The following is an 11,661-nucleotide window of genomic DNA, read 5'->3' as shown; positions in this document are numbered from 1 at the left end:
GGGGGGGGGGGGGGGGGGTGCCGGGGCCCCGGGGGGGCGGGCGGGCGGGGGGGGGTCACGGGCCCGGGCGCCCCCCCCCCCCCCCCCCGCGCCCCCCCCCCCCCCCCGGCCGGTGGACGTTCCTGTCCGCCGGTGGCCGCCCCGTCAGGCGGTGGCCACCGCGAAGACGTGCAGCACGCCGCCGTCCGTCTTCGACGGCAGCGTCACGCTCGCCAGCTGCTTGCCCGCCTGGAGCGTGATCGGCGCGGTCGCGAAGATCTCGGTGCCGACCGGGTCCTTGCCGCCGCCCTGGACATCGCGGTAATCGGTGTGGACCGCCACCGTGTTGCCGAACGACGGCTTGTCCTTGCCGCCGCCCAGCGTCCAGTCGCTGAAGCCGATGTCCGCCTTCTGCGTGGTGCCGTCGGTGTACGTCAGCGTCGCCGTACCGCTGGCCGAACCCTCCGCCGCGCTGCCCAGCAGGCTGAGCCTGGTGGCGCCTTCGGCGGACGGGACGTTGAGCACCTGCGGGGTGTCACCGGCCACCTCGATGTTGTCGGGGTCCCCGGCTGCCACCTTCGGCCAGCTGAAGTCGAAGCCGCCCGACGAGACCGTGGAGCCCGGCGCCGCGCCCGCGGCGGCCAGGGCCGGGCCCGAGTAACTCCAGCCCTCACCGTCGAAGTTGGCCTGCGGGTTGTTGTCGTCGGAGGAGATGGCCGTGCTGTTCCGGTTCCAGAGCATGCTGTTCTTCTCGGCGACGGTCACCGCGACCGACGTCTTCGGAAGCTCCTTGCCCGCCGACGACTTCAGCGTGACCGGGACCGTGTAGCGGCCCTCCGCCGTGCCCGAAGCGGCCGAGACGGAGAGCTTCGCGCTCACCGAACCGCCCGCCGGGACCGTGAAGTCGCCCTGCGCGGGCTTCACCGTGACACCGGCCGGCGGCGTCGCAGTCCAGTGCACCTTGGTGGCCTTGTCCTCCAGCGTCTGCACCTTGACCGTGGTGTCCGCACCGGCCGAGCCGGGCTCGATCTTCAGCTGCTCGGGGGTGGCACCGGTGAAGTACTTCACACCGCCGCCCGGGAAGGACGGCGGGGCGTCGGCCGCCGAGGTGCCCCACGTGGTGTCCGCCTTCGCGCCCAGCGTGTAGTCCAGGGTGCCGCCGCGGGTGACCAGCGAGGCAGGGACCCAGGGCTTGGTGGACTTGCGGCCGTTGACCTTCAGCCCGTGGATGTAGCTGTTGTCCGCCGATGCGGCGGGGGCGTTGACGGTGATGGTCCGCCCGTGCCCGGTGTGCACCACCGCGTGCGGGAACAGCGGCGCCGAGAGGGTCAGGTCGGCGCGGCTCGGGTTCTGCGGGTACATGCCGAGCGCCGAGAAGACGTACCAGGACGACATGGTCCCGGCGTCGTCGTTACCGGGGATACCGCCCGGGGTGTCGGTCCACAGCTGGTCCATCTCCGCGCGGACGGTCTCCTGCGTCTTGTACGGGGCGCCCAGGTAGTCGTACAGATAGGGCGCGTTGATGTCCGGCTCGTTGGTCGCGTCGTACCGCGTGTCGTCCTTCGCGGAGAAGTCGAACTTGCCGTCCGGCGTACGGAAGAAGGCGTCGAGCCGCTTCGCCGCCGCGTCCTTGCCGCCCATCGCGGACGCCAGGCCCGCCACGTCCGAGTACACCATCCAGGTGTAGCGGGCGCTGGTCCCCTCGACGAAGCCGCTGCCGGTGCCGGGGGTGAAGGTGCCCGCCCAGGTGCCGTCGGACTTGCGGTCGCGGATGTAGCCGCCCTGCGGGGTGGCGTTGGCGTCGAAGACGTTGGTCCAGTTGCCCGAGCGGTCCAGGAACTTCTTCGCGTCGGCGCTCTTCCCGGTCTGCCGGGACAGCTCGGAAAGCCCGTAGTCGGCCGCCGCGTCCTCCAGCGTCTCCGCCGCGCCGCCCCAGCAGTGGCAGTTGTCGGCCGGTACGTACCCGAGCTTCAGGTATTTGTCGAGCGCGGGGCGCTGGCCCACGCACTCCACGTTGCAGCCCGAGCTGTCGGAGTCGTTCGCCGTCGGTACGGTCGCCGCCTTGACCAGGGACTTCAGCGCACCCTTGACGTCGAAGTCATGGCCGCCGAAGGCATAGATCCCGGCGAGCGCCGCATCGGACGGGTCGCCCGACATCACGCTCGTCTTGCCGTTCTCCAGGAGCCAGCGGTCCCACTCGCCGCCGCGCTGGCCCGCGTAGTTGTAGAGCGACTGCGCGTAGTCGCTGCCCGCCCGCGGGTTGAGCAGCGTCAGGAGCTGCACCTGGGCGCGGTACTGGTCCCAGCCGGAGAAGGTGCCGTACTGCGCTTTCTGCCCCCTGGCCAGCCGGTGCGGCTTGCGGTCGGCGCCCAGATAGCGGCCGTCGACGTCGCTGGTCAGTGTCGGCTCCAGCATGGAGTGGTAGAGCGCGGTGTAGAAGGTCGAGCGCTGGGCGTCGCTGCCGCCGCCCACCTCGACCGACCTCAGCACCTTGTTCCAGGCCCTGGCCGCCTGCGACTTCACCGAGCCGAAGCTCTTGTGGGGCCCGTTCTCGGCGCGCAGGTTCGCCTCGGCATTCCGCGCGCTGACATAGGAGACGGCGACCTTGGCCTGAGCCTTCGTGGTCCCGTCGGCGAAGGTGATGTACGCGCCGGAGCCCTTGCCCTCCACCGCGTTGCCGGACGAGCTGTAGCCCGTACCGCCGGAGGCCGATGTGGAGCCGGGGCTGACCGTGCTGTCCTTCCACGTGCCGACCTTGGCGAACGCCTTGTCGAAGTGCGCGGTGAAGTACAGCGTGTACAGGTCGTGCCGGTTGTTCGCGCTCTGCGGACCGCAGAAGTTGCCCGCGGTGACGGAGCCCGTCACCGTCCGGGCCTTCTTGTCGATCTTCACGGTGGCGTCCGTGCTGCCGCTCTCCGAGTTCGATGTGCGGAAGAGCATGCTGGCGGGCTTGGACTTGGGGAAGCCGAACTGCCCGGTGCCGGTCCGCGCCGTCGTGGTGAGCGCGGCGGACGCGCCGTTGTCCAGGCCGACCTGGTAAGAGCCGGGCGATGCGCTCTCGTTGTCGTGCGAGAAGGTGCTGGCGTACTTCGCGTCGGTGGTGTCCGCGCTGGGCGAGGAGTCCACATCGCCGGTGTACGGCATGATCGGGATGTCGCCGTTCGCACCCGAGCAGCCCACGCCGTTGAGGTGGGTGAGGCTGAAGCCGCGGATCTTCTTGGCGTCGTACTGGTAGCCGCCGGGCGCGGGTGTGGAGACCTGCTTGCCCTTGGAGTTCTGCGGGCTCCAGGCCAGCATCCCGAAGGGCTGCACCGCGCCCGGGTAGGTGTTGCCCGCGTTGGCGGAACCGATCAGCGGGTGGACGTACGCCACCGGATCCCTGACGGTGCCGTGCGCGGATGCGGCCGATGCCGGGGCGGCGGTGGCCGCCATCCCCAGGGCGGCCATGGCGGTCACCACGACGGAGCTGAGCGCTCTCGTCCCGGTGCGCGTCCGACGGCTGTGCGTGTCTGACACCCGTTCCTGCCCTTCGTGTGTGACGGACGGTCAACGCGCCCGGGACGGACGCGCCGTCGGCCCTCCGGGGCGGCACGCCGCCAGACAACGTTGTCAACGACGTGAGGATGCTCCTCCTGCCGCTCCGGGGTGTCAAGGCTCCCCGGGCCTCCGGGGTCCGCCCCCGGGCCCGGGGGCCGTCCGCCGCTACAGGTCCAGGACCAGCCGTCCGCCCCGCGCCCGGGACACGCAGATCAGCATCGACCCGACTCGCTCCGGGTCCGTCAGCAGTTCGTCCCGGTGGTCCACCTCGCCCTCCACGACGCTCTGTTGGCAGGTCCCGCAGAAGCCCTGCTCGCAGGAGTACGGCACATCCGGCAGCTCCGCGCGGACGGCGGCCAGCACCGTGGAGTCCGGCGCGACCGTCACCGACCGTCCGGAGCGGCGCAGTTCCACCTCGAAGCCGGCCGAGTCCGCAAGGGCGGCTGCCGGGCCGGCCACCGGTCCGGCAGCCGGGGCGAACCGCTCCAGATGGAGTGCGGCCCTGGCGGGCAGCGCGTCCGACACGGCCGTGAGCAGACCTTCCGGGCCGCAGCAGTAGTAAGCGGTCCCGGGCGGATCGGCTCCGAACTCCAGCTCGGGGTAGCCGAGTTCGTCCTCCGGCACGACTGTCACCCGGCCCTGGTCAGCGCCGCCGAGCTCCACCGCTTCGGCGAGGAAGGGCATGGAGGCGCGGGTACGCCCGCAGTACACCAGCCGCCACCGCGCGCCCGCCGCCTCGGCCGCCCGGACCATCGGCAGGACCGGGGTGATCCCGATGCCGCCCGCGACGAAGACGTACGAGGCGGACCGGGTCAGCGGGAAGCGGTTGCGGGGCCCGCGGACCTCGACCTCGGTGCCTTCGTGGAGCTCTTCATGGACCTCGCGTGAGCCGCCCCGGCCGTCCTCGATCAGCCGGGTGGCGACCGTGTACGCCTCCCGGTCGGCCGGGTCGCCGCAGAGCGAGTACGGGCGGACAAGCCCGGAGGGCAGCACCAGATCCAGATGGGCGCCGGGTGCCCAGGCGTCGAGCCGCTCACCGGTCGCGCTCACCAGCCGGAGCCGCACCACACCTTCGGCCTCCGGGGTGCGCTCGGCTACCAGCAGCCTTCTGGTGGCAGTCCGGTGGCGGCCACGGCTGGAGACCGGGGTCTCCAGCGCGGGCAGCGGCCAGAGCGGGGAAGCGGCGATGCGGCGGTGCAGGGCCCGCTTGACCAGCAGGGCCGCACCTGCGGCCAGGACGGCGGTACGGATGCGGGGCAGCGGTGGCGCCATCTCAGTGCGCTCCGTTCGCGGCGGGGGAGTGCCCGGAGTCCGATGCGGCGGGGGAGTGCCCGGAGTCCGATGCGGCGGAGGGCCCGGAGTCCGCGGTGGTCGGGGGTCCGGCGTTCGCGGCGGGGGAGTGCGCGAGGTAGGCGACGGCCTGCGCCGTACTGCCCTCCTGCGAGGGGTGGTACGTACGGCTCAGATAGCCCGGCACCGACCGGGCGATGGCCCCGGTGGTGGGCAGCAGCCCCTGCTTGCCGCGCCGGTGGTAGGCCCGCAGGCTCGCCCGGCCGTCCACCAGGAGCGGATCGTTCTCCATGAAGAACCTGACGCCGCGCTGCCAGAGGAAGACCAGTGCGGAGAAGGCGGTCGCCCAGGTGCGGACCCTGCGGCGGTAGCCGCCGTCGATGTGCTGGAAGACCTCGAAGGCGACCGACCGGTGTTCGACCTCCTCGGCGCCGTGCCAGCGCAGCAGATCGAGCATGGTGGGGTCGGCCCCGCGCCGGTCGAGCGCCTCCGCGTTGAGCACCCAGTCGCCGAGGAACGCCGTGTAGTGCTCGATCGCGGCGATCGTCGCGACCCGCTCCCGCAGCCACCACCGGCTCGCCCGGCCGGGCGGCAGCGTCCGGTCGCCGAGCAGTTTCTCGAAGAGCCAGTCGACCTGGGCGGTGTACGGGGTGGGGTCGAGCCCCTGCGCCGCGAGATGGGGGAGCACGTCGTCGTGCGCCTGCGAGTGCATCGCCTCCTGGCCGATGAACCCGATGACGTCCTCGCGCAGCCGCTCGTCCCGGATCAGCGGCAGCACCTGCTTGTAGACGTGCACGAACCAGCGTTCACCCGCCGGGAGCAGCAGGTGCAGCACATTGATGGTGTGGGTGGTGAACGGGTCGCCGGGCACCCAGTGCAGCGGGGTGTCCGCCCAGTCGAAGGAGACCTTGCGGGCCTTGAGCGCTATGTGCTCCGAAGCCACCGGGACGGGCTGCGTATTAGACATGGCGTCAATGTACCGACGGGTACGGCCGGGGAACAGGGCCTGTGCACAGCTGCCCGGCCGGACGGGCCTCAGCCGCACCTCCGCCTCAGCCGCACCCCAACGTCAGCCGCACCCCGCCTCTGCTGCGTCACCGCCTCCGCTCCGTCACCGCAGCGCCCCGACGCGGGTCCCGTCCGTGAGTCGTCCGGTCAGCTGTGCCTTCGCGCCCCGCTTCGCCGGCACGGCGAGCAGCCGTCCGTCCGCGCTGCCCGTGACGCCGCCCGTCGTGGCCAGCGACGCGAACTGCCCACTGCCCGCGGCCAGTACGTACCACTGGCCCTCGTGCGACTTCCACAGCACACCTGCCAGTACCTGCGGCTGCCGCCTGCCGCAGGCCGCCGAGTTCTCGGCGCGGGCCACCACCGTGTCCGGCCCCCGGCCGCCTTCCGGAGCGGGGACCCGGAACTGCGCGAACACCCGGGTCCCGGTCCCTGACCAGGTCTCCGCGCGGGTGCAGAGCCAGGCCGCGAGACCGCCGTCGGATGGCAGCTGCTGCGCCGCGAACTGCCAGGAGTTCACGGTACGTACGCCGTGCGAGCGGACCGCGGGAAGCAGACAGGCGGTGTGCGCCCAGCTCGCGAGATCCGCCGCGCCGCGCACATCGTGCGGCCCGGCGGGCGGGCCTGCCAGCAGCCGGGCCGGGGGCAGCTCGCCCAGGTCGGTCAGCAGATGGGTGCCCGCGCCGTCGCTCAGCGCCAGCGCGTTCCAGGAGGTGCAGTTACGGGAGAGACCCGGGCCGGGCACCGGATCGGTGACGCCGTCGGCCGAGCGGGCCAGCGGCCGCACCTCTTTCGACGGGGCGAGCAGGTCCCGTACCCCGGCGCCGTGCACCCAGGGCGCCGTCAGATAGCGGACGTTGCCGTCGGTCCGGCCGACGACCAGGGCATCGGACGCGGTCTCGTCCGCGCCGTCCACCCGCGCGAAGTCCAGCGCCGCGCCTCCGCCGCCGTCCTTCGCCTCGGCGTACCGCACCACCCGCAGCCCGTCGTAGAACAGCACCACCACCGCGTCGTCCACCGTGCCCGCGTACAGCAGCTGAGGTGCGCCCATCGGCGGCCCGGTGGGGGTGCCGGGGGTCGCCGACACCTGTACGGAGTCTCCGGGTCCGGCCCAGACGGCGAGTGCGCGCCGGAGCAGCGCCGGATCGCCGGTGCGGTCGCCGCGCGCGGGCCACACCGAGAAGTCGGTACGGGCCGAGGACTTCCAGGCGGCCCCCGCGACCCGGGTCAGCCGCGCCGGATCCAGCGCCCGCGCGGAGACCGGACTCGCGGTGGCGGCCGGCGCCGCGTGGTGCCCGGCGCCCAGACCACCGGCCGGAAGGACGAGCAGCGCCCCGCACACCAGCACGGCCGCCGCCGCGGCCAGCGCACCCGCGCCGCGGCGTCTGCGGCGTACCAGATCGGTCGGCCTGGCCTGCAGCGAGCAGGGGTCGAAAGCGGCGGATGCCAGCAGTCCGTGCTGCGCCGCCGGGCCGTCCGCCCGGTCGAGCGCCGTCCGCGGGTCGGCCACTCCCGCGGCCTCCAGGACCCGCCGTACCCGGGTGTCGTCGAGCCCTTCGAGACCGCGCAGCGCGTACGCGGCGCGTGCGGGTCCGGAGAGGGCCGAGAGCCGCTGGTCCAGGGCGAGTTCATCGGCGCCGCCGGACTTCGGGAAGAGCCGCAGTCCCCAGACCTGGGGCAGCAGCGGGGGCAGCTGGGCGCGGCGGGGCCAGGCGTTCCACCGCCGGGGCCGTGCCACATCGAGCGCCGCCGCCACCACCCGGCCCCGTACATAGGCGTAGGCCGGATCGCAGCCGTCCGCACGGCGGGGCGCCGGAAGGGGCTCGGCGGCACCGGACCGCCGTCCGCGCGGCAGCGCCCGCTGTGCGAGGGCGTGCGCGGTGAGCACCCGGCGGTTGCGGCCGAGCGAGGGCGGCAGGATCAGATACGCCAGCCGAACCAGCCGGGGGTAGTGCTCGACGAGTGCGGCCCCGGCCTGTCCGGCATCGACATCGGCGGCATCGGACGCGGAGCGGCGGTTGAGATCCAGTGGCGGCACATTGAGCAGAACGAACGAATCCGGGGATGGTCACCGGAGGCCCCGCCGCCCGGCGCGGCGCGCGGAGGCCCCCGGCGCCGGTCAGCTCAGCGACCAGCCGCTGAACTCGACGGTCCCGCGCGCCCCGTTCCCGCCGTTCGTCGCGCTCATGAAGATTCCCACGTCCTGGCTGCCCGCCGCGCTCGGCACCCCGACGGTGGCGACCGTGCGCCAGGAGGCCCCGTCGTCCGTCGAGCAGGAGCCGGTGTACGTGGTGCCGGCCCGGGAGAGCCGCAGCAGGACCGGCGCCTTGATCCCGGTGACGCGCTTGTACGTGTCCAGCGCGCCGTCGCCGTTGGTGTCGTACGACAGCACGATCCCCTGGCCGGGTGTCGCCGCCAGGTTCAGGAAGCCGGCCGAGCCCGGGGCGTCCAGGCTGTTGCGTACGACGAGACCGCACCGGGCCCAGGTCCCGGTGTCCTCCTGGGAGTCCACCCGTACGGTGACGCTCGTGCCGTCGGTCATCGCTCCGGCGCGGAACGCGGTGCCGAACTGGGTGGTGCCCTTCCACAGGTCCTGTCCGCCGCCGTTGATCGCCAGCCGCTCGCCCAGCTGCCCGAACACGGCGTCGTTGCCGGTGTACGTCCGCCACCCGGCGGCGAGCGGCGCGGCCACATACACCGCGCTCCGCTCCCGCACGTCCACCTGCTTCCCGCCCTGCGGCCCGAACCGGGTCAGCAGCGTGTACGGCATCGGGCGCAGCGGGGAGGTCAGCGGTTCGGAGGGTGCGGTGACCTGCCAGGAGACCGAGCCCGAAGCGCCGGGAGCCACGCTCTCCAGCGAGGTGGCGCCCTTCGGCTGCGCGGTCAGGCCGGTCAGGCTGAAGTCGACCTGGCCGGTCGCCCGCAGCCCGTTGAGGTTGCGGAAACCGGCCGTCACCGTGCCGGTGCTGCCCGGCGTGAACGCCACCGGCCGGGCGGAGACGGTGGCCGTGCCCTGGTACGGGGCGGTGGCCAGGGTGTCGTGGACACGCTGCGCGATGCGGTACGCGTCACCGGTGGCCGCGACCGGATAGGTGTTTGTACGGCGGGTCCAGGACTCCTCGCCGGGGTACCAGTCGAAGGTCTTCGGCTCCCGGCCGTCGGCGAGCGCCGACGCCAGTTCGTCCAGGTACTCCTGCCACTGCGGCAGATGGACATCGCTGAGCAGCCCGTGCCAGTCGCGGTTGGCGTAGTTGCTGAGATGGCCGGCGGCGCGGTCGGCCCAGGTCGTGATGAGGGTGCGGGCCGTCCACTCCAGCTGCACCACCTCGGTGGGGCTGGTGGCGAACCGCTTGGCCTCCTCCAGCCAGGGCCCGAGCAGGAACGCCCGGTGGCAGCCGGCCAGCGTGTCCGCGAGCCGCATCAGCTTCAGCCAGAGCGCCGACAGCTCACGGAAGGCGGCGGTGTCCTTGCCCGTGTAGGCGGAGCGCAGCTGCGGCAGCAGGATCCGGCCCCGGTCGGCGAGCGCCTGCCGGGCGAGATCGGTGAGGTCGTAGCGGTACGCGTCCGAGCCGCGCAGCGGTGCCCCGACCCTGAGGAGCGCGGCGAACGCGGTGTCGAAACCGGCTGGGTCGAAGGCGGACTTGACGGAGGCGGTGAGGCTGGGCCGGCGGGCGAAGAGCGAGTCGACCGGGCGGCCATCGGTGGTGGTCAGCTGGTAGGCGGTGGTGGCGAGCGCGGCGAACGCCTGCCGCGCGGCGCGGTCGTCACCGCCGTAACGTACCCCGGCGTACCGGTCGAACCACGCGGCCCTGTCGATCTTCTCGGTGCGCCAGGCCAGTTCGCTGAAGAGCTCGAAGGCGGCCGGGTCGCGCTCGGCGGCCTCCGGCATGTACGCGGTGCCGGCCAGGGCACTGTCCGGCTTGTCGCGCCAGGCCGTGAACTTCTCCGTCCAGCGGTCGGTGTCGGCGCCGATCGTCGTACGGCCGCCGAAGTCCGGGATGGAGCCGAAGGCGTACGGCGCGCCGCCCCAGTCCTTCTCACGGTCGGTGACGGTGTCGATGTCGGAGAGGCCGTCGACGATCAGGATCCGGTCGCTGTCCACGGCGTCGAGCAGCGTGGCGCGCGGGTTGACGCCCCAGCCGAGGATGACCCAGGTGGCGTCGGGGTGTGCGGTGCGCAGCGCGGTCTCGACGGCGCGGGCGGCGTCGGCGACCGGGACGTCACCCGGGGTGCCGCCCTCGTGGAGCAGGTCCATCTTGAAGTGCGCCGCGTCGCCGAAGAGTTCGGACTGGTGCCGGTAGAAGGCAGCGGCGACCCGGTCGAACACCTCGCTCCGCGGGTCGAGCCAGTCGGGGCGCCGCAGCCCGTTCCAGGTGCCCTGCGGGACGACGGCGGCCCCGGGGTTGCGCTCGGGGAACCCGTCGGGGACGGTCCCGAAGTAGCCGGGGAAGACCGGGTGCATGCCCAGCTCGCGCAGCCGGTCGGCGATCTTCCGGCCCAGGGCGGCGCGCCGGTCGATCAGGGCGGGGGAGAGCGGGCCGCCGTAGCCGCTCATGTTCTGCAGCAGCCACCACGGCTGGTGGGAGGGGGCGGGCAGCCAGGTGCGGGCCTCGGTGTCGGAGTATCCGAAGTCCTGGAGGAGCCGGTGGTAGACCGCTTCCTGGCCGGGCGTGATGAGGACCTCGTTGCAGCCGTGCAGGGCGAGCACGTCGAGCGTCCGCTCCCAGTGCGCCCAGTCCGCGTACGGCGCGGTGTACCCGTCGTGGGTGTCGTTGAGGGCGAAGCGGTGCGGGACGGTCGCCGACTGCTGGACGCCTCTGCCGGGGGCGGGCAGTCGCCCGGGCAGGTCCAGCTGCGAGGTGTTCCACGAGATGTGCGCCCGGCAGACGTACTTGAGGTACCAGTGGACGCCGGTCAGTGCCACGGCCGGGCTGGTGGCGGCGACCTGGATACGGCCCGCGGAGCCGGTGACCCGGAAGCGTTCCCCGCCGGTCAGCGGGGTCAGTGTGAACTGGTCGGCGTGGAGCGGCAGCAGACGCTTCAGGGCCGCGCGGGCCGGACCGGTGTCGAGTGGCTCGGGGGCGGCGGCGGAGAGGCTCCGGGGCCGGGCGGCGGGTGCGGGGACGGCCGCCGCGGCCGGGGTCCGCGCGCCGATCGCGGCGCCGGCGCCGATCGCTCCCGCGGTGCTCAGCAGCGTACGTCTGGACAGCTCGTGCATCGGCACTCCTCGTATTGCGCGTCACTTGGTGCGTCACTGCTGCTGACGGTCCGTGCGATGACAGATGCATGCGCACGGTAATGACGAGCAGGGGGTGGAGCAATGGGGCGCACGGTATGAGTGCGGAGAAGCCCCCCGGTTCCACCTTTCGGCCCGCCCGGCCGCAGGATTGACGGTCCCGGGTTCTGGGTATTGGCGCGCCCTGAATCCGGGTGTCAACGCGCCCCGGACAGGTCATGTTTGTTCCGTTGGCCGTTGTTCTCGGTCCGCGGGGGACGAAACATATAAAGTGGCGGTACCGGTGAGTGATCTGCCTCACGTTGACGTAACTTGCCTGCTGGGATTCACTTTTGCCGCCGGGTTGGCAAATCCGGACCAGTCAGTTCGCCGTCAATCGGAGGTGCTGTCATGAAGCTCATTCACTCCCTCAAGAACAAGATCAGGCCGGAGAAGAGCCTGAAGTCGTACGCCTGGTACATCTGGTACTGATCTGCGCATTTGTTCGTCCTGTGCCCGGCGGAACCGGTTCCCCGGCACGCGTACCCCGGGCAAAAGCCCTTTTATACAGCCATTTTGACCATGGTGAAATACCATGTAAAATTACCGAAACGCCCCAAAATCCCCCACCACCG

6 protein-coding genes are annotated in these 11,661 nt (G+C 72.4%); 1 reads left to right on the top strand and 5 read right to left on the bottom strand.

Translation table 11 applies throughout. From position 1 onward, the window contains the following. Positions 1-144: 144 nt before the first annotated feature. The 5 genes from ACFXBC_RS22925 to ACFXBC_RS22905 form a co-directional block, all read right to left on the bottom strand. On the bottom strand, positions 145-3,426 hold the full coding sequence (locus tag ACFXBC_RS22925; RefSeq protein WP_385027438.1) for a GH92 family glycosyl hydrolase: 3,282 nt from the start codon (positions 3,424-3,426) through the stop codon (positions 145-147). 255 nt (positions 3,427-3,681) lie between these two features. Further along, entirely contained in the window at positions 3,682-4,788 is a 1,107-nt protein-coding gene (locus tag ACFXBC_RS22920) for a PDR/VanB family oxidoreductase (RefSeq protein WP_385027392.1), read from the bottom strand. Between the two features lies 1 nt (position 4,789). Then, on the bottom strand, positions 4,790-5,773 hold the full coding sequence (locus ACFXBC_RS22915) for a metal-dependent hydrolase (protein WP_385027389.1): 984 nt from the start codon (positions 5,771-5,773) through the stop codon (positions 4,790-4,792). Between the two features lie 144 nt (positions 5,774-5,917). Then, on the bottom strand, positions 5,918-7,858 hold the full coding sequence (locus ACFXBC_RS22910; RefSeq protein WP_385027435.1) for a hypothetical protein: 1,941 nt from the start codon (positions 7,856-7,858) through the stop codon (positions 5,918-5,920). Between the two features lie 72 nt (positions 7,859-7,930). Beyond that, positions 7,931-11,029 carry an alpha-N-acetylglucosaminidase gene (locus ACFXBC_RS22905; RefSeq protein WP_385027386.1) on the bottom strand — a complete coding sequence of 1,033 codons (3,099 nt, stop codon included), beginning with the start codon at positions 11,027-11,029 and terminating at the stop codon, positions 7,931-7,933. 408 nt (positions 11,030-11,437) lie between these two features. Between ACFXBC_RS22905 and ACFXBC_RS22900 the strand changes: the two genes are divergently transcribed. Then, positions 11,438-11,518, top strand: coding sequence for a tryptorubin family RiPP precursor (locus ACFXBC_RS22900; protein ID WP_371540459.1), 81 nt, complete (start codon positions 11,438-11,440; stop codon positions 11,516-11,518). Positions 11,519-11,661 lie beyond the last annotated feature (143 nt).

Origin of the sequence: Streptomyces sp. NPDC059398, assembly GCF_042751845.1 — a bacterium.
In the GTDB taxonomy this organism is placed as follows: domain Bacteria; phylum Actinomycetota; class Actinomycetes; order Streptomycetales; family Streptomycetaceae; genus Streptomyces.
Note: the sequence above shows the minus strand (reverse complement) of the source record. Positions and strands in the feature narration are given on the sequence as shown.